The organism is Pseudomonas sp. 8(2025), from assembly GCF_052665325.1.
In genome coordinates this window covers 46,448-69,038 of record NZ_JBQOIE010000018.1, presented here as the reverse complement: position 1 = coordinate 69,038, position 22,591 = coordinate 46,448, and the positions used below count along the sequence as shown (strand labels likewise).

Below are 22,591 nucleotides of genomic sequence, written 5' to 3'. Positions count from 1 at the left end.
CGGTGAAAGCTGGCAGGGCGTCTATGCTCAAGGGCCTGACTGAAAGTCAGTGTGTTTCTCAACCACAAGGAATGTTCATGATGAAAACCCTCAATACCCTGGCCCGCGCCATCGCCCTGGCCACTGTGCTGGGCACCGCCAGCCTTGCCGCACACGCCGCCGATATCCCGCTGTCCGGGGCCATCGAGGCCGACCAGGTGGTGACCAAGGTCCTGTCGGTGGACGCCGCCAAGCACCAGGTGGTGCTCGAAGGCGCCGGGGGCAAGCCGGTGCATGTGCAATTGAGCGATCAGGCCAAGGACCTGGGCCACCTCAAGGTCGGCGATCAGGTCAAGGTCACGGTCACCCACTCGGTGGTGGCGGTGCTCGACACCGACGTTGAAAAGGGCAAGCCCGATTCCAGTGAAGCCAGCGGCGTGGTCCGCGCTACCGCAGACAACCCCAACCCCGGCGGCGCGGCCTATCGCCAGGTGCAGGTGCAGTTGAAGATCACCGCCATCGACTTGAAGAAAAACCAGCTGACCTTCGAAGGCCCGGCGGGCAACAAGAAAGTGGTGAGCGTGGAGAAACCCGAAGTCCAGCAGCGCCTCAAGGACCTCAAGGTGGGCCAGAGCGTGCTGGTGACCTACACCGACATCCTGCAGGTCAGCACTGCCCACGAAGGCTGAGGGGGCAGGACTGAGCGGGGGAGGCAATGGGCAATCGGGTTAACTGCACTGTGCAGTTTTATTCAGAATCTGCCCACGGACTTTCCCCGCCAGTTGCACTAGAATGCCAACCGTTCGCCCGGTGCAAGGGCTCTTTACCGGTGCAAGGATTGCCAAGGCCAGAGCACTGGGCGAACACCTTTCCCTGTCGCGTCCTGCGACTTTCCCGCTTTACATCACCCTGAATCGACCCTGGCTGGATGCTCCGGCGCGAGCCTGCCGTGCTCCCTCTACAGTGCCACCGGACTCAAGCTGACCTGGCGTGCAAGCAGGCTGACGAAGCCGCCTGGCTGCGCGTGGCCACCCTGCAGCGACAGCAGGACGATGTTCGGACCTATGGCCAGCGCCGCGACAGCCTCGTCTTCCCGGGGCAGCAACTGCCCGGTGACCCGCAGCCCCGCCTGTTCCCGGCTGATGCGTGGCCTGTCCTGGGTCGCGGCCCACAGGTTGTGATCCCAGACAAAATCGTCCTCCAGGCTCAACTCCACCTCATGCACCTGGCCCATTTGTGGCGGCGTGCCCAGCCATTGGCCCCGGCCTTCGCCGAACGCACTGCTGAAATTGACCCACAGGCTATGGTCGGCTTCTACATGGAGGGTGTTGAGGGTGATACGCATGGCCAATCCTTTCCTTGGTACTGCGGGTTCAAGAGGCGTCCAGCCGGCTTTCCGGGGGGGCGGCCGGCCTGGATGGCAAGCGGCCACTGCGCTTGTTATTGCACACTGCGCGGGCCTTCAACAGAATGCGCGATTGCCCGACCGGGACAGGTCGAGGGCGGTGAATGATAGCGGAGATCCTGGATTGATCTGGTTAAAACGTTTGCTCATGTCGGTGGGCGTACTGGCTCTGGTATTGCTGGCGGTGGTCGTGTTCAAGAACGGCTTCTCCACGACGCCGGCCCATGTATTGGCCGAGCACCCTGATGCGCGGTGGCAGGGGGGGCCCGATGGTGGGCATTACATTGAGATCACCCGCTCCGAGCCGCCTTATTTCTTTGTGCAGGTGCGTCATGAAAGTGGCGGCTTGTGGGATGAGGGCTGGCTCAAGTACGAGGACGGCGACGCCAGCGCCCTGACCACCGACAAGGTGCTGGCCTTCGACGGTGACGGAGTGATTTACCTGCAGCAACGCAAGGTATTGGCGCCACTGCGCTCCGCGGCCCATTGATGGCCCCCGGCCTTAAGGTTGGGCAGCCCCATCCCCTGTGGCCCCCAGCCCATAGGCATCCCACAACTTGTTGCGGAACTTGTTCTGCGGATCGACCCGGGCCTTCAGCGCCAGGAACTCCCCGGCCCGTGGATAGGCCGCGCGAAACTGCTGGGCCGTGGCGTGGATCTGGTACGGCAGGTAGTAGCTGCCGCCGCGCTTGATGGCGCTGTCCACCAGGGCGCGGGTCCATACGCCGACTTTTTCCCGTTCCTCTGGCGCGGTGCTCTGCTGGTAGTACAGCACCAGGGCGAAGACCTCGGTCTTGGCCCAGGCCAGCAGGGTGCCCGGGTCGGCCTTGGCGTGGCGGATCGACAGGTTGATCACGTTGACCTTGTGCGCCCGCAGGGTCGCGCCCATCTCCTGGACGAAGCTTTCCAGCTGGTCGGGGGGCACGAAGTATTCCTGCAGCACGTAGGTGCGCTTGGCCCGGGAGTCGGGTTCCAGTTCACGCACATCGAGGCTGGCTTCGTGGTTGCGCCAGGACACTTGCGGTTTTTTCAGCACCAGGGGGTCGATCACTTCCTGGCGCAGGGTCTTGCCGCCGGGCCACTGGCTCACCACTTTCAGGGCCTTCTGTTCTTTCCAGTAGTTCTGGTCCAGGGGCGTGAGGCGTTCCTTGACCGTGACCGGCAGGTCGGTCTGGCTGTAGGAAACCGCGCGCAGGGTCTGGTACTGGTCGGGGTAGAGCACGGCGTTGTGCAGGATGACCTTGGGGTTGTTCTGGATCCGGGCCTGGAAGTAGGGGCGGTAGTCCCCCAGGGGCATCTCGTCGACGCTGCGCAGCAGGCGCACGTTGTCGCTCAGTTGCAGGGTGGCTTGGACGATCACCCCCAGGCCGCCGTAGCCGCCGATGGCGCCGTAGAACAGGTCGCGGTTGTGCTGCGGGCTGGCGTCCACCACTTGGCCGTCGGCCAGCACCAGCTTGATGGATTTCACCGAGCTCACCAGCGGGCCGTAGCCGATGTAGCGGCCATGGGCGTTGACGCTCAGGGCGCCGCCGACGGTGAAGTTGGCGTAGCTCTGCATGATGCTCACGGACAGGTCGTGGGGGTCGATGTAGTCCTGCACGGCGCGCCAGGTGATGCCCGGCTGCACGGTGATTTCCTTGCGTTCCTTGGAGAAGTCGAGCACCCGGTTGAAGCCGCGCATGTCGATCTGCAGGGCGTGCTCGGTGGCGGTCTGGCCGCCCATGCTGTAGCGCCCGCCGCCAATGGCGATGGGGCCGGGGTGCCCGGCCACCAGCTGGACGATCTGCTCCAGGCGGGTGGGGCGCACCACCTGGTCTACCACTATGGGGTTGAGCTGGGTGATGTCGTTGACGGTTTCTGCGGCGTGGGTGGTGAGTGCGCCGCCGAGTGCCGCGCATAAAAACAGGCCGATCGCGAATCTCATTCGCTGTGTCCATCCCTGGTGGTGGCGCGCCGCTGATGGGGGCGCAAGTGGCGGCAGAATAACGCCGCGACGGGTCCATGACCATGGGGGCAGCGCACCGGCTGCAAGGCCGGCATCGGCCCGCGGGCCTGCCCTGCGCCTTAGAGCGCCGGCAGGCCCAGGGTGGCGGCGCAGTGCTCCAGGGAGCGCTGCTGGGTCTGGGCGTAGAGCTGCAGTTCGTCGAGGGTGGGGCGGCCCAGGGCGGCTTCGAACGCCTGGCGGTTGGATTGCCCGGCGTAGTGGCTCTGGCTGTCGTCCCCCAGGTTGGACTGGAAGATCCCGGCGGCGCTGACCGGCAGGAAATCTTCATACACCAGGGGTTCGGCGCTCAGGTGCCCGGCCGCCAGCAGCGCTGCCAGGGTGGTGGGCCGCTGGGGCTGGTTGCGCGCGGCCAGCCCGGTTTCGCTGACGAAGTAGCGAAAGTAGGCCAGGCCCTGTTCGCGCATGGCCGGGTGGCTGTCGGGAAATTCCCTGAAGTGCTCTTGCATCAGTTGGTTGTAGCGTTGGGCATTGGCTTCGTTGGGGAAGTCGCCCAGGGCGTCGCGGGCGGCGTTCAGCAGGCGGTCGTAGAGCTCGCGGCCCTTGGGGGTCAGCGCCGCGCCGCGCTGTTCGATCTCGCCGAAACGCGCGCTGTGGCTGCCCTGGCTCTGGGCCTGGTCGGTGAAGGCCACGGATTCCTCCAGGGCCTTGAAGCTGGTCTGGCGCAGCAGGATCGGGCATTCCCGGCGCGGTGGGCCTTCGATCACCGCCTTGGGGGTGATGCCGCGGGCAGGCATCAGCCGTTGCACTTCATCGATGTCCAGGGTGCGCGGGGTCAGGTGGTTGATGTGCGGGCCCTTGAAGGCCACCACGTCGGCGATCAGCCGGTGCTGGGCGCTGAGGCTGGCGTACTGGGCGGCGGTCACCGTGGCGTGGTGGTGCCAGCGGAAGGTTTCCAGGGCCTGGCGGATAAAGTGCTCGGCGTCTTCGGCGTCCAGGCCTCCGGCAGCCTCGGCCTGCTGGATCAGTTCCAGCACCTGGGGGGTGAAGATCTGGCGCCGGGCCAGGACCTGTTCGGCAAAGCTGCGCAGCTCCGGGTTGTCGATCAGCTCCAGGCGCAGCAGCGAGGTGAAGACCCGGAACGGGCTGACTTGCAGGGCCGCTTCGTGCACCGCGCGAAAGGCCGTGGAATGCACCGGCACCCCGGCGGGGGTCAGGTCGTAGTAGCCCACCGGCTGCATGCCCATCACCGCGAACAGCCGGGCCAGGGTCGCCAGCTCGGCGGCGCTGCCGACGCGGATCGCGCCGTGGCGCTCCAGGTCCAGGCGCTGCAGTTCACCGCTGCTCTGCAGGTGCCGGGCAAGTGCCGGCTGCCGCTCCAGGACCTGGGCGTTGACTTCGGCCACCAGCTCCATCAGGGCGCCGTAGAGCGGCACCTCCTCGCGGTACATGTCCGACATCGCCCGGGAAAATCCCTGGCGGATCAGGTCCGGGCTGACGAAGTGCTGGTTGCTCATGAACAGGCTTCCCGTGGCAGAGGGGCGAGGCGTGAAAGGGCGGATCGGCCTCGATTCTGCTGGGCCTGCCCGAGGCTGACAAACGAAGTTTCCTCTGAACTTCATTCTGCAAATGAATGCATGAGCGGGCCGCTGTCAGTGCCGCTGGCGTTCCAGGAACTGCTGGTACAGCCGGGCACTGCGCACCGGGCGTTCGACCATGGGCATATGCCCGATGCCCTCCCAGAGTTGCACCTGGGCCTGGGGCAGGCCCTTGGCCCAGACCTGGGCGCTGCTGGGGTGCAGCAGGCGGTCCTCGCGGCCCCAGAGCAGCAGGGTCGGGGCCTGGATCTTCGCCAGCTCGGGCTCCATGGGCGGGCTGGCCTGGAGCTCGGCGAAGATCCGCGCCAGTTGCCCGCGGCGCGCCTGATAGCGTTCGGCGATGGCCGCCAGCACTGCTTCGGGTACCCAGGGCGGGGCGGCCATGGTCAGGTTGTAGAAGTGCTGGAAGTCGGCGCGGGAGCGGACCAGGAAGGGGTTCTTGCCCTGTTCCAGCAGGTGCTGCAGGTCGCTGGTCTCGGGGGCTTCGACGCCGGCCGGGTCGAACAGCGCCAGGCCGCTGATCCGTTGCGGGGCATGGGCGGCCAGCCAGGCGGCGATATAGCCGCCCATGGAGTTGCCGATCACCTGCACCCGCTGGATGCCGCAGGCGTCGAGCAAGCGCAAAAGGCGCTGGGCCTGGGCCGGAACGCGGTAGTCCTGGTGGGCGGCATAGGCGGTTTCGCCATGGCCGCCCAGGTCCGGGATCAGCAACCGGTAGTCGCGGTTGAAGTGCCGGGCAAAACGCAGCCAGATGCTCTTGTCCGCGCTCAGGCCGTGCAGCAGCAGGATCACCGGCGCCTGGGCCGGGCCGCCCTGGTAGGTCATCAGGGTCTCTTCGCCGATCTGCACCGGGACTTTCTGCAGCCGGTACAGGCGTGCTTCCAGGGCCACGCTGGCGTCGTACAGCAGGTGGCCGATGCGCGGGTAGGTGCGGTAGCACCAGAGTGCGGCAAGGAGCAGCAGGACCAGGATCACCAGCATCGGCGGCCTCCAGGGGCAGGGTGGAACGGCTCAGGGGCGGCGCGCGCCGTGCTCGCCACTGCGAAGTCGGTTATCGGCCGCCCCTCAGTTATAGCCAAATATTCCCCACCTGCTGGCGCTGGCAGGCCGAAACTGGGCGTTGGCAGTGATGGCGCTTTGAAACGCGACTGATAGACTTTCACCGGTTGCTTGCCACCCGCTCGTTCCACCTTTACCCATTGCTGATCGGAGGCGACTTGCTCCCTGCGCAGGACACCAGAGGGAAGGGACTGTCATTGGCCAGGAGGCTTTATCGGTCACGGACCCTGGGCCTGGCCCTGGGGTTTTTCTGCGTGGCCGCGGGGATGGCGCCCCTGCAACCGGCGCCCTGGGTCTGGGGCTTCATGCTGTTCAATGCATTTGCCTGGCCGCACCTGGCCTACCAATGGGCGCGGCTGGCCCGGGTGCCGTTTCGTGCCGAGTACCGCAACCTGCTGGTGGATTCGCTGCTGGGGGGCTTCTGGGTCGGCGCCATGCACTTCAATCCGCTGCCGCTGGCCACCACCCTGGGGATGATGGCCATGAACAACATGGCCCTGGGCGGGTTACGTTTCTTCCTCGCCGGCAGTGCGGCCCAAGTGCTGGGCATGGGCGTTGCCCTGTGGCTGTTCGGGCCGGCGTTTGTCGCCCAGACCACCCCCGAGCAGGTGTATGCCTGCCTGCCGATGCTGACCCTGTACCCGCTGGCCCTGGGCTACATCTGCTATCAGCAGGCGGTGACCCTGGGCCGGCACAAGCGCGAGCTGCTGGCCCTGAGCCGCACCGACAGCCTGACCGGGCTGCTCAACCATGGCGCCTGGAAGGACCAGTTGGAGATCGAGTTCCAACGCTGCAAGCGCCAGGCCCATGGTGGCGCCATCGCCCTGATCGACATCGACCACTTCAAGGCCATCAATGACACCTACGGCCATGTGGCCGGGGATGTGGTGCTGCGCCAGTTGAGCAAGCTGCTGCGCCAGAACCTGCGGGTCAGCGACCAGGCCGGACGTTATGGCGGCGACGAGTTCTGCGTGATCCTGCCGGACGTGCCCCTGGCTCATGCCGCCGAACTGATGGAGGCCCTGCGCGGTCGTTTTGGGGCCCTGGGCTATGAACAGAGCCCGGCGCTGCAGGTCAGCCTGAGCATCGGCCTGGCGGCCTTCAACCCCCTGCACGACGACGCCATGGGCTGGCTCAACGATGCCGACCAGGCCCTGTATGCGGCCAAGACCTGCGGCCGCAACAACGTCACCTGCCACCCGCCGGAGCAGCCGTCCAGGCGTTTGCTCAACTCCCTGTAGCCGCTGTTCCTTGTGTCCCGCGAAGGCGTCTGTGGGTACGCCGAGGGATCGGGGGTGTTCCCTTCGCCGGCAAGCCGGCTCCTACGGGGGTGGGGGTCAGTCGTGGGTGGGGTGCAGGCGCCGGGCCAGTTCCAGGGCGGTGCGGCCGCTGGCGATGCCCGGCACCAGTCGGGCGAAGGGGATGTCGATCAGTCGGTCTTCGCGCACCGCGCGCAATCGCGACAGCACAGGGTCGCTGTGCAGCAGCTGGCGTTTGCGCCGGGCGGGCGACCACAGGGCGTCGGCCAGGAGCATGGCGTCGGGGTCGTTGGCCAGCAGGGTCTCGCTGTCCACGGTCAGGCGCGGGCGGTCGATGGCGGCAAAGCTGTTGCGCGCACCGGCCGCTTGCAGCAGCACGCCGACAAACCCGCGCTGGCCCTGGCTGGCCAGGCCGTTGACTTCGCTGTCCAGGTAGAACACCGAAGGCGTCGGGCGCTCGTGGTACAGGGCCGCGGCGGCCTCCAGGTCGGCATCCATCTGGCCCACCAGTTGCTGCGCGCGGGCCTCCTGGCGCAGCAGCCGGCCCAGGGTCAGCAGGTCGCGGCGGATATGCCCGAAGTAGTCCTGGTCATGCCCGGCGCAGGCCGATTCCAGCAGGTAGCTGCCCACACCTATGGCTTCCAGGCGTTGCCGGGAGCTGAAGTTTTCCGGGAAGGCCGAGGCGAAGCCGCCCACCACCAGGTCGGGTTTCAGGCTGTAGAGCACTTCTGCCGACGGGTACTGGCGAGCGATGACCGGCACGCCGTGGTAAAGCCCTTCGGCCTGGGCCTGGCCATCGTCGTCCAGATAGGCGACGCCGATCATCGACGGCCCGGCACCCAGGGCCAGCAGCAGGTCGGCGCTGTGCTGGTTGAGGGCGACGATGCGCTGGGGCGGGCCATCCACCGTCCAGGTCCGGCCACAGTTCTGGTAGCTGTGTGCCAGGGCTGGCAGGGCCGCCAGCCACAGCAGCAGGCCGAGCAGTCTGCTAGGCATCCGCCGTTCCTCCGTAGGGCGCGGGAATCCGTAGATCCGCCACCGGTTCGCCCTGGACCAGGTGCTGCTGCACCAGGCGCAGCACCTCGCCGTCATCGCGCACCCGGTACCAGCAGCCGTCCGGGTGCACGGTGAGTACCGGCCCCAGGTTGCACGGGAACTGGCAGGCGGTGCGGGTCAGCAGCACGCCACCGGGCGTCTCCATGTGCTCCAGGCGCAGCAGTTCGCGGCGCAGGATCTTCCACAGCGCCAGGGCGCCGCGCCGCACGCAGCGCGGGCCGGTGCACAGGAACACCTGGCGGGCATGGGGCGGCACCCGCGACCAGTCCGGGTCGCTCTGCACCGCGTTGACGTTGTCGCAGGCCAGGTGGCGCTCGCGCTGGCCGATGCTGGCGCAGGCCAGGGCCGCGTCCAGCCCGCGCCGGCCCAGGGCCTGGGCGGTGATCCACAGCCGCGGTGCCTGGGGGTGGGCCTGGGCCAGGCGCCCCAGCTCATCGCGCAGCCAGTCCAGGTAGGCACTGTCGGAGCTGGGTTCCAGGTCCACCACCAGCAGCTTCGCGCCGTCCTCGGGCAGGGCTTCGCCCAGCGCCGCCCAGAGGCTGTCGAAGCCGTCCAGGGTGTCGATCACCCGGGTGTCGGCGCCGTCGCCGCGCAGGGCCTGGAGCTCCTTGCGAAAGGCTTCGCCGAGGGCGCCGCCGTGCAGGCCGGGGCCGACGAACAGCACCCGTTGATAGTTCTCATGCATGTCGGTCGGCCTCAGAAGCGGTAGGTGTAGCGCACTTCGGTGGTGAAGGGGCGCCCCAGGTTGTCCACCGAGGGCGAGGTGCTGGTCATGCTGGTGCTGTAGTCGCGGTCGAACAGGTTCTCCACCAGCAGGCTCAGGCGGTGCTGCTGGGCCGTATCCAGGTAGCGATAGGCATCGACGTCGACCACCGAATAGTGGCCGTAGTCGACGTTCTTCGGGCTGTCGATCTGGCCGATGTAGCGGACCGCGCCACCCACGCCCCACATCCGGTCCGGGGCTTCGAAGCCCAGCCGCGAACGGGCGAAGAAACCGGGGATGTTGCTCAGGGTCACGCCGTTGCGCGACTCCACCAGGTTGCGGGTCATGTCCGCCTGCAGGGTCCATTGCGGGCTGAACTGCCAGCGCCCGTCGAGTTCGATGCCGCGCACCTTGATCCGGCCCTGGCCGTTGCTCCAGACATCGTTGGCGTCGAGGGTGATCAGGTCGTCGATCTTGCGGTGGAAGGCGCTGACGCTGGCGTTGAATTCGCCGGCCAGCAGGCTGCCCTTGTAGTCCAGGCCGAGCTCGGCATTGAGGCTCTTTTCCGGCTTGAGGTCGGGGTTGCCTTTTTCGTAGTCCTCGTTGGCGTACAGCTGCTCGGCGTTGGGCAGCTTGAAGGCGCTGCCGTACTGGCCGCGCAGTTGCCAGTGGGGCGTCAGGTCGTAGAGCGAGGTGAGCATGCCCACGGTGGCGCTTTCGCCGCCGCTGATTTTCTCGTGGCGCACGCCCAGGCTCGGGTGCCAGTCGGGCAGGGCGTCGAACACCGGGCGCAGCTGGGTGTACAGGGCATTGGCCTGGGCCTGCTTGTTGTCGATCTTGAGCACGTCGTCCTGGCCCTTGAACCACTGGTTGTCGGTGCCCAATACCAGCACGTGGCCGCCGTCCAGCTCGGCCTTGCCCTCGGCCTGCAGGCCCCAGTCGGTGAAGCCCCAGTAGTCGTTGTGGTTGCGCACCTTGAGGCTGGCGTCGTCGAGGCTGTCGATCCTGGTGTAGCGGGTGTCCCAGTCGTTGACATGGCCCTTGACGAAGTAGCTGAAGCCTTCGCCCAGGCGCTGCTCGAAGGTCGCGGTGGCGATCTGCTGGATGCGGTCGTTGGTGGTTTTCCGGTTGTTCACCGGGCGGGCGAAATCCAGGTTGGCGTCGCTGTACTGGTAGAACAGTTCCAGCCGCGAAGCGTCGCCAAGGCCCTGGATCGCCTTGGCGCCGAAGGTGGTCACTTCATAGCTGCGTTTCTTGTCCCGGGTGTTGGCGTTGTAGGCGCTGTTGCGAAATGGCTGGTAGCCATCGGAGACGTTGTGGCTGACATAGGCCAACAGCCCCAGCTCGCCCAGGCCGTTGCTGAGGATTTGCTCGGTGCGGGCGTCGCCGCTCCTGCCCATGAAACTGTCCAGGCCCAGGTTGACCTCGCCGGAGACGTCGCGGGTCTGCGGGCTGCGGGTGACGATGTTGATCACCCCGGACACCGCTTGTGTACCGAACAGCAGGCTCTGGCCACCCTTGAGCACCTCGATGCGCTCGATGGCGTTGGCCGGCAGGGTATCCAGGTACAGGCCGCCGTACAGGCGGTTGTTCAGGCGCACGCCTTCCAGCAGGATCAGGGTGTCGTCGTTGCGCCCGCCCAGCAGGGAATAGGTGCCGTAGTCGAAGGGGCCATTCTTGGGCGCCACATACAGCCCCGGCACGTACATCTGCAGGACCCGGGTGATGTCGCTGCTGGGGCCGGCGCGTTCGATCTGCTGGCGGTCGATGATCTCCACCTTGCTGCCGTACCGGGCCATTTCGGCCACCGTGGTGGACTCCACCGAGGGGGCGGAAACAAATTGCCGGTCCAGCGTCAGGGGGCTGTCGTCCGCCAGCAGCAGGGGGCTGAACAGGCAGCCGAGCAGGGCGCCGCTCATGGTGCGGCCAGGTGCACGCCAGTCGCGTGCAAGGAAAGCGTCAGGTGTTGTCATTGTTGGTCTTCTCGAAAGTGTCTTCGGGAAGCACGCAGGAGAGGGTATCGGCCACGGGCACGCGACCATACCGGCCCATGCCCGCCCACCGCAGGATTGCCAAACAGACGTCACAGGCCGGTCTCCGGGCTTGCGAGTCTGGCGGCATTCGCCTTCCCATACCTTGGGTACAGTGGCCTGTTGAATGCAGCACTCGCTTACCGTTGCGGGGGCAGCACCGGACTTGCCCGAAAAGGGGCGCACCGGTTTCCCGTTTCACCTCCTGCACGGCGGCAGGAGGCACCTGAAACTGGGCGGCATATGAACATCCGCCCCGGCGTTCGTCAACGTTGCGCCTGCCGCCAGGTGTTACCGGATTCATCGCCCTGACGCCTCTGTAGCCGCTGCCGAGCCCGCGAGGCTGCGCAAAGGCCCGCAGGGCCTTGCTTGGCAGTCTCATGTCGAGCACCTCAGCGGTCTTGAGATTTCGCGCCCCTGCGGGCCGTTCTTTCGAACGCGGCCCGAGCCTGCGGCAGCGGCTACAGGAGCAGGGCGCTTTGCGGGGCCAGGTGCCGCTGTGCGTGCAGGGCCGTGCGTGACTCGCAGGCCAGCAGCGGCACCGCCCGTACCGAGTCGCCCGGCTGCAGTTGCAGGCGCTTGGCGGTCAGCCGGTCCACCAGTAGGCAACCCGAAACCAGGCGCCCGGGGGCGGCGGTGATGCGGCAGCTTTCCAGGCGCCGGTTGTGAATCAGCCACACCGGCGCCTGTGCATCCGGAGTGCCCACCAGCAGGGGCAGGGTCTGGCTTTCGCGCACGCTGCGGATCTTCGCCACCTCGGCCTCGATCAGCGGCCCGCCATCGAAGATGTCGATGCAGCCCTGATGGCTGAAGCCTTCGTCGCGCAGGATGCTCACCGCCTGTTCGGTGCTGGCGTGGGCCTGGCCGATGGCGGCCTGCGCCTGGGGGCTGAGCAGGCAGGTGTACAGCGGCTGGCGCGGCATCAGTTCGGCGATGAAGGATTTGCTGCCGTGGCTGGACAGGCGATTGGCCTGCTGGAAACCCATCTTGAAGAAGTGCCGCCCCAGGCTGTCCCAGAACGGCGAGCGGCCCTGGCTGTCGAGCTGGCCGCGCAGTTCGGCCACCAGCTTGTCGCCGAACAGCCGGGGGAATTCGGCGACAAACAGCAGGCGCGCGGTGGACAGCAGGCGGCCGGTGTAGCCCTGGCGGTGATCGCGGCGCAGGAACAGCGAGCACAGCAGCGACTGCCCGGTCATCTCGTTGCACAGGAACAGGGTCGGGATGTGCTTTTCGATGCCCAGCACCGGGGCGCTGCCGTGGGTGGTGCCGACCCGGTAGTTGTAGCAGGGCTCGCGCAGGCCGATGGCGCCGCTCAGGCCGCAGACCCCGATCACCTGCTGCTCGTCATCTTCCATGACGAACAGGTAGTCGGCATCGGCCCGCTCCACCTGGTTGGCGAAGGCTCGCTGCGCCCAGCGCACCCGATGGGCCAGGCGCTCGGGGTCGGTGGACAGGTTGTTCAGTTCGCGACAGCTGCCTTCGAGCAGGCTCAAGACCGCCGGCAGATCGGTGACGCGGATCGGACGGACGATCATTGGCGGGCTCCTGGCAATGACGCCGGGCAGGGGGGCAACAGGGGCCGGTTCATAAGGCAACGCTCCGTACCGGCTCGCCCGGCGCCAGTTGCAGGGCCTGGAACATGGCCGGGTCGAGGCCGATTTCAGCGCCCGGGGCGGTGTCCAGCGCCGCGACTATGGCGCGAAAGCCCTGCAGCCGCTCGTTGCTCAGCAACCACTGCTGGCCCTGGCCGCTCTGGGGGCTGGGGTAACTGGTGGCGACCCGGCTCTGGGCGATCGAGCGCAGTTGGTGGCTGCGCCCCTGAAGTGTCGGCCCGGCATCGAACAGGTCGACGTACTGGGTCGGCGCGAAGCCTTCGTCGATCAGGATCTGGCAGGCCTCCCGGGCATCCGGGTGAACCTGGCCGATGCAGTCCTGGGCCGCCTGCGCCAGCATCGGGATGTACAGCGGGTACTGGGGCATCAGTTCGGCGAGAAAGCCGCGGCCCTGCAGGGCGCACAGGCGCTCGGCCTCGACATAGGGCAGGTCGAAGAAGTGCTGGCCCACGGCTTGCCAGAACGGCGACTCGCCGTTGGCGTCGCTGTAGCCGACGATCTCGCTGATGCAGCTGTCGGCGAAGCGCTGGGGGTGGGCGGCGATGAACAGCAACCGCCCGCGGGAGGTGAGCTGGGCCAGTGGCGTGCCGCCCAGCGGCGGGTCGACATGGAAGCTGCGCAGCAGGGTCTGTTCGCTGAGGTCGTGGCACAGCGACAGGGTGGGCACCCCGTGCTGGATGTTCAGCTCCCGGGAACTGCTGATGAACGGGCGGTTGCGCAGGCTGTAGAACGGGCTGGCAAAACCGGCAGTGGCGAGGATGTCCGAGCAGCCGCGCAACTGGCCGCTGTCGAGGTCCTCGAGCACCAGGAAATAGTTCTCCGGGCCCTGGCTGGCCTCGCTCTTGGCGAAGGAGGCCTGGGAATCGAGGATCTTGTCCCGCAGGCAGGTTTCGTCATCCACCAGGGAGGTCACGCCCAGCAGGCGTTCGCGGGCCAGGCGCCGCAGTTGGGGCAGATCGGATAACGCCACCGGACGCAAGGCCAGCATGGGTGTACTCCTGTATCAAGGGCCGCTTGCCCCGGGGGGCAGGCACTGGCCAGACATCACTGTCGGTTACCACGCAGTTCCATGGCCGCGGCATCCGGCGGCCAGTCCCCGGGCCGCTCTTGCTGGCAGCGCCGGGGTTGGCGCGACGCCCTGGGGCGCCGCGCGGGTGCAACTAGTGCTTGAGCGGGTCGGGCAGGGCGGCACCGCTGCCCAGCTTGTTCAGCAGGAACAGGTAGACCAGCCCGGCAAGGATCCAGATGGCGCCGAGTTTCTGCGCATCCACGCCCATGTTGTACATGATGGCGCTGACGATCACGAAGCCGATCACCGGGCAGATCAGGTGGCGCACCACCTGGCCGGACTTCTGCCGGCGCCAGTAGAAATTGATCACGGTGATGTGCAGCAGCATGAAGCCGCTCAGGGCGCCGAAGTTGACCAGGGAGGTCAGGGTGTCCACCGAGTTGATGAACAGGTAGCAGATCAGCAGCGACAGCACCGCCACCAGGTAGATGCTGATGTGCGGGGTGTTGTGCTTGGGGTGGACCTTGGCCAGCACCTTGGGCAGCTTGCCGTCGCGGGCCATGCCGAACAGCAGGCGCGATACCGCGGCCTGCGAGGTGATGGCCACCGCCACGCCCCAGGCCAGCGCCGTGGCCACTCCGGTGAGGGTCGCCAGCCAGCTGCCGGCGGCCAGTTCGGCGATTTCATAGAAGGCGGTGTCGGCGGACTTGAAGCCCATGCCGGCGGCCAGGTCGGTGGCGATCCAGGTCTGTACCACGAAGATCGCGCCCATCACCACCAGGGTGATCAGCGCGGCGCGGCCGACGCTGCGGCCCGGGTCGCCCTTGACCTCTTCGGCGAGCGTGGAGATGGCATCGAAGCCGAGGAACGACAGCACCGCAATCGAGACGCCCTGCATCAGCATGCCGAAGTGGAAGTTCTCCGGGTTGTACAGCGGCGCCAGGGTCAGTTGGCCGTTGCCGGCGCCACCGTGCAGGGCATTCCAGGCGTAGAACAGGAAGATCCCCAGGACCGCCAGTTGCGCCAGCAGGAACAGGATGTTCATCCGCGCGGTGAAGGTGATGCCGCGCAGGTTGACGAAGGTGGCGCTGACCAGGAACGCCAGGATGAAGCCGACCTTGGGCACTTCCGGGTACAGGTGGTTGAGCGCCATGGCCGCGTAGACGTAGAGCAGCGGCGGGATCAGCAGGTAGTCCAGGAGCATCAGCCAGCCGGCAAGAAAGCCCACATGGGGGTTGAGGCCGCGCTGGGCGTAGGAATACACCGAACCGGCGATGGGAAAGGCGCGGGCCATGGCGCCGTAGCTCAGGGCGGTGAAGACCATCGCCACCATGCCGATGATGTAGGCCAGGGGCACCATGCCCGGGGCTTCCTGGTTGACGTAGCCGTAGACCCCGAACGGGGCGATGGGAATCATGAAAATCATCCCGTAGACCACCAGGTCACGCAGGCTCAGCCCGCGCTTGAGTTCCTGTTTGTAGCCGAATTCTTCAATCTCCATGAAGCCGTTCTCCTTGAGCCTGTGTAAGTGGGTAAAGGCGGGGCCCTGCGGGTCGTCATTGACACCTCGGGCCGCGCTTTCGTGTTTGAACCTGGCAGGGTTTAAAGACACACCACAGCGGTTTTTCTAGTTGTTGTACCGGTCCTGCAAACAGCGTTTTGGCGCGCCGGGTGAGTCCTTCGGGGCGCGCCGGTGAAACCTTCCTCTCGCCGCGGCTACAGCAGCGGCGCCAGTGTATCGCTCCAGTGCTGCACCGCTTCAGGGGTACGCAGCAGATCGTTGCGCACCTCGATCAATACCGACGCCAGGCCACGGGCGTCGCCGTGCACCGGCACGGTCATGTCGCTCAACGGATCGATCTCGTAGGGCTGGTTGCCCGCCACCTTGATCGGCAGCCTCCACAGCCCTTCGAGGATCCGCGCCGCGTAGTCGGTGGCGCTGCCATACAGCACGCCGATTTCCAGCGCGCGCGGCTGCCCGTAGTAGACCGGGGTGAAGCTGTGGATCCCCACCACCCGCACTTCACGGCCCTGGGCCAGGCGCCGGTCGATGATCCTTTGCAGGCGCTGGTGAAACGGCGTGAACAGCTGCTGGCGGCGGTACTCGCGAGTGGCCTCGTCCAGCTGCTGGTTGCCCGGCACCTGATAGATCTCGCTTTGCAGCGGGATGCTGTCGGGGGCGTGGCGCGGTCGGTTGAGGTCGATCAGCAGGCGCGAGTAATTGGCCGCGATCAGGGTCGCGCCCAGGGCCTGGGACAGGCTTTGGGCCAGTTCCAGGGCGCCCGGGTCCCAGGCGATGTGTTCGCGGGCCGCCAGCGGGTCCAGGCCCAGGTCGTGCAGGGCCGGTGGAATGTAGTGGCTGGCGTGTTCGCACACCAGAATCAGCGGGTGCTCGGAGTCTTCACGGATCAGGCGGTAGGCCGGCTCGGTGTAGAACCCCAGCTCGGCGGATTTAGTACAGGTGTCCATAGTGCTCACAGAGTTGGGCAGCGGTCAGGTGCTCGGTCAGGGACACTTCCTTTTGTTTGACGGCGAAGTAGGTGGCCAGCAGGTCCTGGGGCAGGAACTGCAGCAGTTCAGTGTTGCCGCGCAGGCATTCCAGGGCCTGGGGCAGGGAGCCCGGCAGCGGCACGATGCCACTGGCCAGGCGTTGCTCGGCGCTCAGGTCCGAGGGGGCCTTGTCGGTCACCGCATTGAGCACCCGTTGCTGTTCGAGGCCCAGGCGCCCGGCCATCAGGATGACCGCCATGGCCAGGTGCGGCGAGGCGGTGGCATCCAGGGCGCGGAATTCCAGGTTGTACTGCGGCGCCACCGGCTTGCCGCCCAGGCTCAGGGTCGGGCAGATGCGCAGCGAGGCTTCGCGGTTGCGCAGGCCCAGGCAGGCGTAGGAGGCGCTCCAGTGATGAGGCTGCAGGCGCTGGTAGGAAATCGGCGTCGGCGCGGTGAAGGCGCACAGCGCCGGCAGGTGCCTGAGCACCCCGGCGGCCCAGTGCTGGCCCAGGCTCGACAGGTCGTCGCCACTCACCGCGTGGGGGTCGTAGAGCAGTGGCTCGCCGTCCAGGTTTTGCAGGCTCAGGTGCAGGTGCACCCCGTTGCACACCGCGTCGTCGGCAGTCTTGGGCGCGAAGCTGACCCGGTGCCCCAGTTGCCGGGCGATTTCCCGGGTGATCTCGCGCACGTTCACCGCCCGGTCGGCAGCGGCCAGGCCCTGGGTCGGCCGGCAGGTGATCTCGTACTGCTGCTTGCCGTATTCGGGGAGGAACATTTCCGGTTCGGCGCCGGCGGCCCGCAACGCCGCCAGCAGCCAGCCACCGAAGGCCGCGCCCTGGCGCTGGGCTTCCAGGGAGAAGGCCAGGTGTTCGCGCTGGCCGGTGCCGGTGTCGAGGTTGAATTCATGCTCGAAGGCCGCGGTGATCTGGATGCCCAGCTCGCGGTAGCGCTCGATTTCCTTGCGCAGCAGGGTGCGCGGGCAGGCCGCCCAGGGCGTGCCGTCGGTCTCGCAGATGTCGGCGTGGATGAAATCCAGCGGCGCCGCGCTGGCATCCGGCCCGGCGCCGACACTGACCCGGCTGTCCAGGTCGGGGATCAGCCGCAGGTCGCCATAGGCGCCCCAGGGGTTGTCCTCGGCGATCAGGTCCTGGGGCGTCAGCGCGCTGTTGGCCGGCACCCAGCCGCAGCCGCCGACCTTGTAGCGCTCCAGCTCATCGCTGGGAAAGGAGCGGCCACGGGTGACGCCGATCAGGTCGGTGGTGACGATGCTGGTCATGGCCACCGGGGTCAGGGCCTCGATGCCCTGGCCCCGGCTCATCCGCGGATCTCCCGCAGGCGGCCGAGCACGGTGTCGGTGTCGGTGATCCAGCAGTAGCCCTTGATTGCGTTGAGGCAGGCCTGGTGCCGGGTATCGCCGTAGGTGGCGCAGGCATCTTCCACCAGGGTCACCAGGTAGCCGCGGTCGGCGGCGTCGCGCACGGCCATGTCCACGCACTGGTCGGTGACGATCCCGGCGATGATCAGGTGGCGGGTTTCCAGGTTGCGCAGCACGTAGTCGATGTTGGTGGAGTTGAACACCCCGGAGGAGGTCTTGGGCAGCACGATCTCGTTTTCAACCGGTTCGAGTTCGGCAATGATCGCCGCCTGGGGGCTGCCCTTGGGCAGGTGCATGTCCGACAGCTTGTGGTCCAGGGAGCGGTCACGGCCATCGGCGGTCAGGCTTTCGATAATGGTGTGCAGCACGTTCTGCCGCGCCTCGCGCACCGCCGCCAGCAGCCGTTGCTGGTTGGGGATCACGCGCTCTCGTGCGCGCTTGAGAAAGGCCTCGCCCTCGGGCCCTTGCAGGTGCGGATCGAACTGCGGTTCAAGCCACGCCCGCTGCATGTCCACCAGCAGCAGGGCGGTGTGGTCGACGACGAAGGGCAGGTCCCGGGGCGAACGGTGGGGCAGGCTGAACATCCTTATTTTTCCTCCAGCACATGGGTAGCAAATTCCGCCCGCAGGGCATCGATGCCCTCCAGGCGTTGATCAAGATGAGGGCTGCGCGGGGTCAGGCAGGCGACCAGCGCCTCGACCTGGGCCAGCGCCGGCACCAGGGTGTCGAATGGCGACAAGGATTCCACCGGTGCACTGATGACCAGGTCCGCCAGCTCCCGCAGCGGCGAGGCATAGATATCGGTGAACAGCACCACCCGGGCGTTGCGTGCCTTGACCGCACTGGCCACGCGCATGGCCTGGGACTGGTAGCGGCGGTAGTCGAACAGCAGCACCAGGTCCTGGCGCTGGACATCGAACAGGCGGTCCGGCAGTTGGGCGTTGTCGTCAAGGAAGAAACAGCCCGGGCGCATCAGCCGCAGGTGGTTGAACAGGTAGAGGGCGAGGAAGCTGCTGAAGCGGCCGCCGAAGCAGTACACCGAATGCCGGCTGTCCAGCAGCCAGTCCATGAGCACGCGGATGTCTTCGGGCTGGGTCAGGGCCTGGGTGTCCTGCAGTACGCGCTGGCTGTCGGCCAGGTAGCGGCCCCAGGTATCGCCCTGGGCCACTTGCGAACGCGGGCGCAGCAGGGTGCTGGGGGAGCGCAGGCGGTCATCCATGTCACTGAGCAGGGCTTCCTGGAATTCGCCGTAGCCGCTGAAACCGAGCTTCTTCACCAGGCGCACGATGGTCGGATCGCTGACCCCGGCGTGTTCCGCCAGGCGTGACATCGGCCCCAGCCCATTGCGCGGGTAGTGATCGAGCAGGGCCCGCACGACCTTGCGCTCGGAGGGCGTGAGGTCGAGGGCGGGGTCGGTGATCAGGTCTCTGAGAGAGGGCATCGGGGTGCCTTGGAAAGTGATGTCGTTTTTATTTCATAAAATGGCGAAATGGATATTTATGTAATAGACGCTACATGTCTAGTGAATTTTCCTCTGATATCAAATTGCCCTGAAATGGGGCGGTTTCAGGTGGGAATCTGTTGTTGGCGGGGCGGGAAGCCACGGTACGGGACGTAGGGGAGCGATCGCAACAGGGTCTGGCTTACGCCGAGCAGGCCGAATACAGTGGCGCGACCGCACCGGACAGGCACCTGCGTGCTGTTTTGCAATGAACCTTGGAGGCGGTTGCAGCAAAGATGTTGCATCTGCCCGGCCCGTGTAGGTTTGCCAATCGATAACGCCAGAGTAAACACCGTGCAGGCCACCCGTCTGACCCTGATCTGCCATGCCCGCACCGCCGCCCAGAAGCTGGCGCGTTTTCCCCGGGACGAACCCCTGGAGCTGGACTGGCAAGCCCAGGCCCTGAGCCGCGCCGGTGATTTCAAGCGCAGCATCCGGGTGTTGTGCGGGCCCGAGCTGCGTACCCGCCAGAGCGCCCAGCTGTTCAGCGCCGAGCATGAGGTGCAGGACGCCTTGCGCGACTGTGATTTCGGCGCCTGGCAGGGGCTGCGCATCGATGAACTGCAAGAGCGTGAACCCGAGGCGCTGCAGGCCTGGCTCAAGGACCCGCAGCTGGCGCCACCGGGAGGCGAATCCCTGGCCCAGTTGTGCCAGCGCGTGGCGCAATGGCTGGAGGTCATGGCGCAGCGCCCGGGCCACTGGCTGGCGGTGACCCATCCGTTCGTCATCCGCGCCGTGCTGGTGCAGGTGCTGCAGGCGCCGCTGGCGAGCTTCAACCAGATCGACATCGAGCCCCTGTCCCGGCTCGACCTGAGCCACGCCGGCCGCTGGCGCCTGCGCCTGCCCGGCCCCCCGACGCCATCCCGGTAGCCGCTGCCGAGCCCGCGAGGCTGCGCAAAGGCCCCGGGGGCCTTGCCTGGCCATCTCCAGCCGGACATGCAACGGCCCCAGGCCACCTTTCGCCGCGCCGATGCCCGCCGCCCCAGAGGGCTACAGAAGCATTTCTCATCAGGCCAAAGCGCCGCATACTGGCCCGCTGGCAAAACAGCGAGAGCAAGCCCATGAAAACCCTCCTGGTGATCGGCATCGGCGCCGGCAACCCCGACTACATCACGATCCAGGCGATCAAGGCGCTGAACCGCAGCGACGTGGTGTTCCTCATGGACAAGGGGCCGAGCAAGGATTCCCTGATCGACCTGCGGCGCGAGCTGTGCGAGCGCTACCTCACCGAGCGGCCCTTTCGTTACGTCGAGGCGCAGAACCCCGAGCGCGAGCGCGGCGACGTGGACTACCAGGCCAGTGTGCAGACCCTGAACCGCGACAAGCAGCAGGTCTTCGAGCGGCTGATCAACCAGGAACTGGCGGACGGTGAAACCGGCGCTTTTCTGGCCTGGGGCGATCCGGCGCTGTACGACAGCACCCTGCGCATCCTGCAGCAGATCCTGGCCAGCGGTACGGCGTCGTTCGAGTACGAAGTGATCCCCGGCGTCACCAGTGTCCAGGCCCTGACGGCCCGGCACAAAGTGCCGCTGAACCGCATTGGCCGCTCCGTGGAAATCACCACCGGACGCCGCCTGGCAGCGGGGCAGGCCGGTTCCGCCGACAGCCTGGTGGTGATGCTCGACGCCGAGGATTCCTACCGCCACCTGCGCAACCAGGGCCTGGACATCTACTGGGGGGCCTACCTGGGCACCGCGGATGAAATCCTCATCAGCGGCCCCTTGGACCAGGTGGCCGACGAAATCCGCCGTGTGCGCCTGCAGGCCCGGCAGACCCATGGCTGGATCATGGACACCTACCTGCTGCGCAAACCCCAGGACTGACGCCCCGCCGGACCCGCATCGACCGATTGCATCCCGCTCCTGCACGTCTCTTCTGCAGGAGCGGGCTTGCCCGCGAAAGCGTCGGGATGGACGCCGCCGGATCAGCGTCGCCCCCTTCGCCGGCAAGCCGGTTCCTACGACGGGCGCGGTGGTGTGGTGCTTTCCAGGCCGCGGCCGAAGCGTTCGCGGTACACCGACGGCGGTACGCCCACCAGGCCGCGAAAGGCCACGCGAAAGCTCTCCACCGAGCGATAACCGCAGCGCAGGGCAATGCTTTCGGTACTCTCGCTGCCGCTTTCCAGCAGTTCCCTGGCCCGGGCCAGCCGTTCATGCTGCAGCCAGGCCTTGGGCGAGGCGCCAGTGGCGTCGTGGAAACGCCGCAGGAAGGTGCGTTCGCTCATCAGCGCCCGGGCCGCCAGTTCGCTCACGCTCAGCGGTTGATGCAGGCGCTCCCGGGCCCATTGCATGACTCGCGACAGGTCGCTGCGCGGGGTACGGCTGACCGGTGCGGGAATGAACTGCGCCTGGCCGCCGGTGCGTTGCGGCGACATCACCAGGCGCCGGGCCACGCTGTTGGCCACCTGGGTGCCGAAATCCCGGGCCACCAGGTGCAGGCAGGCATCGATACCGGCGGCGCTGCCGGCGGAAGTGATCAGTTGCCCGGCATCGACATAGAGCACATCCGGGTCCACCCGGATATTCGGGTAACCCTCGGCCAGCTCGCGGGCGTAGCGCCAGTGAGTGGTGGCGCTACAACCATCCAGCAGCCCGGTCGCCGCCAGAACGAACACCCCGGAGCAGATCGACAGCAGCCGCGCACCGCGTTGGTGGGCCTGGCGCAGCGCTTCCAGCAACTTCGGCGGCGGCGCCTGCTCGCGGCTGCGCCAGCCGGGAATGATGATGGTCCGCGCCTGCTCCAGCAGCTCCAGGCCCCCGTCGGCCAGCACCTGGATCCCGCCCAGGGCACGCATCGGGCCGGGGTCCACGGCGGCGATGGTTTGCCGGTACCAGGGGAAATCGAACTCCGGCCGGGCCAGGCCGAAAATCTCCACGGCAATGCCGAACTCGAAGGTGCAAAGGCCGTCGTAGGCGAGAATCGCCACCAGTCCAGGGTGATTGTGCATTTGGCGGAAAGTTACCAGTCAGTGTCCGGGTCGCCACTTTAGCGTGGTGGGGCAGGGCCTATAAAGTCCTTCCCACCTTAATCGCAAGCTTCTGGAGACGCCCATGACCAGCCTGGTCCGCAGCACTGCCGCCGCCCCTTCGGCCATTGCCCTGATGCATTTTTGCAACCGCCTGACCTTTGAAACCGACTGTTCCGACGTCCACAGCAGCCAGGAGGCCGGTGAAGTGGATTTTGTCCTGGTGGATGTGCGTGGCCCCGAAGCCTTTGCCCGTGGCCATGTCCCCGGGGCGATCAATCTGCCCGGGCGCTTGCTCACCGCCGAACACCTGGCCGGTTATCCTCGCGACACCCTGTTCGTGGTGTATTGCGCCGGCCCTCACTGCAATGGCGCGAACAAGGCGGCGGTCAAGCTGGCGGCCCTGGAATACTCGGTCAAGGAGATGATCGGCGGTGTCACCGGCTGGCTCGATGAGGGCTTCCAGCTCAGCACCGGGCAACCGCGCCGCGAGGGAGCGGATCTGTCCTGCGCCTGCTGAAGGGCTGACTCCGCTAGTAGCGGCCTTGGGCTGCGGCTAGCGGGGATGTGTCGGTAAAAATGGCCCGTTCTGAGGCGAACGTCGGGA

The 22,591-nt window shown here is 66.8% G+C and carries 21 protein-coding genes and 1 riboswitch; of the genes, 6 read left to right on the top strand and 15 right to left on the bottom strand.

Annotated elements, in window-relative coordinates; genetic code table 11:
* Positions 1-80: 80 nt before the first annotated feature.
* Positions 81-668 (top strand): hypothetical protein, encoded by a 588-nt coding sequence (locus ACUXVH_RS27130; RefSeq protein WP_026020035.1) that lies wholly within the window; start codon positions 81-83, stop codon positions 666-668.
* A 269-nt stretch (positions 669-937) separates the two neighbouring features.
* Here the strand turns inward: ACUXVH_RS27130 and ACUXVH_RS27125 are convergent, their stop codons facing one another.
* Positions 938-1,324, bottom strand: coding sequence for a hypothetical protein (locus tag ACUXVH_RS27125; protein WP_065363547.1), 387 nt, complete (start codon positions 1,322-1,324; stop codon positions 938-940).
* Positions 1,325-1,508: 184 nt separating this feature from the next.
* Here ACUXVH_RS27125 and ACUXVH_RS27120 point away from each other — a divergent pair, with 184 nt between their 5' ends.
* On the top strand, positions 1,509-1,874 hold the full coding sequence (locus tag ACUXVH_RS27120; protein WP_065363548.1) for a hypothetical protein: 366 nt from the start codon (positions 1,509-1,511) through the stop codon (positions 1,872-1,874).
* A 12-nt stretch (positions 1,875-1,886) separates the two neighbouring features.
* Here the strand turns inward: ACUXVH_RS27120 and ACUXVH_RS27115 are convergent, their stop codons facing one another.
* The 3 genes from ACUXVH_RS27115 to ACUXVH_RS27105 form a co-directional block, all read right to left on the bottom strand.
* Positions 1,887-3,308, bottom strand: a complete 1,422-nt coding sequence (locus ACUXVH_RS27115; RefSeq protein WP_065363549.1) for an FAD-binding oxidoreductase — start codon at positions 3,306-3,308, stop codon at positions 1,887-1,889.
* A gap of 140 nt (positions 3,309-3,448) precedes the next feature.
* Positions 3,449-4,843: a 2-oxoadipate dioxygenase/decarboxylase HglS gene (gene hglS, locus ACUXVH_RS27110; protein ID WP_176707081.1), complete on the bottom strand. Its 1,395-nt coding sequence runs from the start codon at positions 4,841-4,843 to the stop codon at positions 3,449-3,451.
* A gap of 135 nt (positions 4,844-4,978) precedes the next feature.
* Positions 4,979-5,905 (bottom strand): alpha/beta fold hydrolase, encoded by a 927-nt coding sequence (locus ACUXVH_RS27105; protein WP_065363551.1) that lies wholly within the window; start codon positions 5,903-5,905, stop codon positions 4,979-4,981.
* 236 nt (positions 5,906-6,141) lie between these two features.
* Here ACUXVH_RS27105 and ACUXVH_RS27100 point away from each other — a divergent pair, with 236 nt between their 5' ends.
* Positions 6,142-7,224, top strand: a complete 1,083-nt coding sequence (locus ACUXVH_RS27100) for a diguanylate cyclase (protein ID WP_050783808.1) — start codon at positions 6,142-6,144, stop codon at positions 7,222-7,224.
* Positions 7,225-7,320: 96 nt separating this feature from the next.
* Here the strand turns inward: ACUXVH_RS27100 and ACUXVH_RS27095 are convergent, their stop codons facing one another.
* From ACUXVH_RS27095 to ACUXVH_RS27050, 10 genes are all read right to left on the bottom strand, one after another.
* Positions 7,321-8,238: an ABC transporter substrate-binding protein gene (locus ACUXVH_RS27095; RefSeq protein WP_065363552.1), complete on the bottom strand. Its 918-nt coding sequence runs from the start codon at positions 8,236-8,238 to the stop codon at positions 7,321-7,323.
* A complete protein-coding gene (locus ACUXVH_RS27090) occupies positions 8,231-8,983 on the bottom strand; it encodes a (2Fe-2S) ferredoxin domain-containing protein (RefSeq protein WP_065363553.1) in 753 nt (250 codons plus the stop codon). The genes ACUXVH_RS27095 and ACUXVH_RS27090 overlap by 8 nt, the downstream gene beginning before the upstream one ends.
* Before the next feature lie 11 nt (positions 8,984-8,994).
* Positions 8,995-10,920 carry a TonB-dependent receptor plug domain-containing protein gene (locus ACUXVH_RS27085; RefSeq protein ID WP_065363554.1) on the bottom strand — a complete coding sequence of 642 codons (1,926 nt, stop codon included), beginning with the start codon at positions 10,918-10,920 and terminating at the stop codon, positions 8,995-8,997.
* A 152-nt stretch (positions 10,921-11,072) separates the two neighbouring features.
* Positions 11,073-11,276: riboswitch (cobalamin riboswitch) on the bottom strand.
* A 216-nt stretch (positions 11,277-11,492) separates the two neighbouring features.
* Positions 11,493-12,566 (bottom strand): arginine N-succinyltransferase, encoded by a 1,074-nt coding sequence (locus ACUXVH_RS27080; RefSeq protein ID WP_011060539.1) that lies wholly within the window; start codon positions 12,564-12,566, stop codon positions 11,493-11,495.
* A gap of 49 nt (positions 12,567-12,615) precedes the next feature.
* Positions 12,616-13,632 carry an arginine N-succinyltransferase gene (locus tag ACUXVH_RS27075; RefSeq protein WP_011060540.1) on the bottom strand — a complete coding sequence of 339 codons (1,017 nt, stop codon included), beginning with the start codon at positions 13,630-13,632 and terminating at the stop codon, positions 12,616-12,618.
* A 172-nt stretch (positions 13,633-13,804) separates the two neighbouring features.
* Positions 13,805-15,154: an APC family permease gene (locus ACUXVH_RS27070; RefSeq protein WP_011060541.1), complete on the bottom strand. Its 1,350-nt coding sequence runs from the start codon at positions 15,152-15,154 to the stop codon at positions 13,805-13,807.
* Between the two features lie 215 nt (positions 15,155-15,369).
* On the bottom strand, positions 15,370-16,122 hold the full coding sequence (locus tag ACUXVH_RS27065; protein WP_011060542.1) for an N-formylglutamate amidohydrolase: 753 nt from the start codon (positions 16,120-16,122) through the stop codon (positions 15,370-15,372).
* Positions 16,106-17,461, bottom strand: coding sequence for a glutamine synthetase family protein (locus ACUXVH_RS27060; protein ID WP_015635040.1), 1,356 nt, complete (start codon positions 17,459-17,461; stop codon positions 16,106-16,108). Before ACUXVH_RS27060 ends, ACUXVH_RS27065 begins: the two co-directional genes overlap by 17 nt.
* Positions 17,458-18,102: an isochorismatase family cysteine hydrolase gene (locus ACUXVH_RS27055; protein WP_011060544.1), complete on the bottom strand. Its 645-nt coding sequence runs from the start codon at positions 18,100-18,102 to the stop codon at positions 17,458-17,460. Before ACUXVH_RS27055 ends, ACUXVH_RS27060 begins: the two co-directional genes overlap by 4 nt.
* Before the next feature lie 2 nt (positions 18,103-18,104).
* Complete coding sequence (locus tag ACUXVH_RS27050) at positions 18,105-18,959, bottom strand: MurR/RpiR family transcriptional regulator (protein ID WP_011060545.1); 855 nt, start codon at positions 18,957-18,959, stop codon at positions 18,105-18,107.
* 354 nt (positions 18,960-19,313) lie between these two features.
* Between ACUXVH_RS27050 and ACUXVH_RS27045 the strand changes: the two genes are divergently transcribed.
* Both ACUXVH_RS27045 and cobF read left to right on the top strand, forming a co-directional pair.
* Complete coding sequence (locus ACUXVH_RS27045) at positions 19,314-19,889, top strand: histidine phosphatase family protein (RefSeq protein WP_065363555.1); 576 nt, start codon at positions 19,314-19,316, stop codon at positions 19,887-19,889.
* 191 nt (positions 19,890-20,080) lie between these two features.
* On the top strand, positions 20,081-20,842 hold the full coding sequence (cobF, locus tag ACUXVH_RS27040; RefSeq protein ID WP_015635042.1) for a precorrin-6A synthase (deacetylating): 762 nt from the start codon (positions 20,081-20,083) through the stop codon (positions 20,840-20,842).
* 134 nt (positions 20,843-20,976) lie between these two features.
* On the opposite strand, the gene ftrA is transcribed toward cobF, so the two are convergent.
* On the bottom strand, positions 20,977-21,966 hold the full coding sequence (gene ftrA, locus ACUXVH_RS27035; RefSeq protein WP_065363556.1) for a transcriptional regulator FtrA: 990 nt from the start codon (positions 21,964-21,966) through the stop codon (positions 20,977-20,979).
* 103 nt (positions 21,967-22,069) lie between these two features.
* Between ftrA and ACUXVH_RS27030 the strand changes: the two genes are divergently transcribed.
* The gene (locus ACUXVH_RS27030; RefSeq protein ID WP_011060549.1) at positions 22,070-22,504 is read left to right on the top strand and encodes a rhodanese-like domain-containing protein; all 435 of its coding nucleotides are present in this window, start codon (positions 22,070-22,072) and stop codon (positions 22,502-22,504) included.
* The last annotated feature ends 87 nt before the right edge of the window (positions 22,505-22,591 follow it).

Excerpts from the sequence above, each read along its gene's own strand:
- ACUXVH_RS27130 (WP_026020035.1), top strand. The coding sequence starts at position 81 with ATGAAAACCCTCAATACCCTGGCCCGCGCCATCGCCCTGGCCACTGTG.
- ACUXVH_RS27125 (WP_065363547.1), bottom strand. The coding sequence starts at position 1,324 with ATGCGTATCACCCTCAACACCCTCCATGTAGAAGCCGACCATAGCCTG.
- ACUXVH_RS27115 (WP_065363549.1), bottom strand. The coding sequence starts at position 3,308 with ATGAGATTCGCGATCGGCCTGTTTTTATGCGCGGCACTCGGCGGCGCA.
- hglS (WP_176707081.1), bottom strand. The coding sequence starts at position 4,843 with ATGAGCAACCAGCACTTCGTCAGCCCGGACCTGATCCGCCAGGGATTT.
- ACUXVH_RS27105 (WP_065363551.1), bottom strand. The coding sequence starts at position 5,905 with ATGCTGGTGATCCTGGTCCTGCTGCTCCTTGCCGCACTCTGGTGCTAC.
- ACUXVH_RS27095 (WP_065363552.1), bottom strand. The coding sequence starts at position 8,238 with ATGCCTAGCAGACTGCTCGGCCTGCTGCTGTGGCTGGCGGCCCTGCCA.
- ACUXVH_RS27090 (WP_065363553.1), bottom strand. The coding sequence starts at position 8,983 with ATGCATGAGAACTATCAACGGGTGCTGTTCGTCGGCCCCGGCCTGCAC.
- ACUXVH_RS27085 (WP_065363554.1), bottom strand. The coding sequence starts at position 10,920 with ATGAGCGGCGCCCTGCTCGGCTGCCTGTTCAGCCCCCTGCTGCTGGCG.
- ACUXVH_RS27080 (WP_011060539.1), bottom strand. The coding sequence starts at position 12,566 with ATGATCGTCCGTCCGATCCGCGTCACCGATCTGCCGGCGGTCTTGAGC.
- ACUXVH_RS27075 (WP_011060540.1), bottom strand. The coding sequence starts at position 13,632 with ATGCTGGCCTTGCGTCCGGTGGCGTTATCCGATCTGCCCCAACTGCGG.
- ACUXVH_RS27070 (WP_011060541.1), bottom strand. The coding sequence starts at position 15,154 with ATGGAGATTGAAGAATTCGGCTACAAACAGGAACTCAAGCGCGGGCTG.
- ACUXVH_RS27065 (WP_011060542.1), bottom strand. The coding sequence starts at position 16,122 with ATGGACACCTGTACTAAATCCGCCGAGCTGGGGTTCTACACCGAGCCG.
- ACUXVH_RS27060 (WP_015635040.1), bottom strand. The coding sequence starts at position 17,461 with ATGAGCCGGGGCCAGGGCATCGAGGCCCTGACCCCGGTGGCCATGACC.
- ACUXVH_RS27055 (WP_011060544.1), bottom strand. The coding sequence starts at position 18,102 with ATGTTCAGCCTGCCCCACCGTTCGCCCCGGGACCTGCCCTTCGTCGTC.
- ACUXVH_RS27050 (WP_011060545.1), bottom strand. The coding sequence starts at position 18,959 with ATGCCCTCTCTCAGAGACCTGATCACCGACCCCGCCCTCGACCTCACG.
- cobF (WP_015635042.1), top strand. The coding sequence starts at position 20,081 with ATGAAAACCCTCCTGGTGATCGGCATCGGCGCCGGCAACCCCGACTAC.
- ftrA (WP_065363556.1), bottom strand. The coding sequence starts at position 21,966 with ATGCACAATCACCCTGGACTGGTGGCGATTCTCGCCTACGACGGCCTT.
- ACUXVH_RS27030 (WP_011060549.1), top strand. The coding sequence starts at position 22,070 with ATGACCAGCCTGGTCCGCAGCACTGCCGCCGCCCCTTCGGCCATTGCC.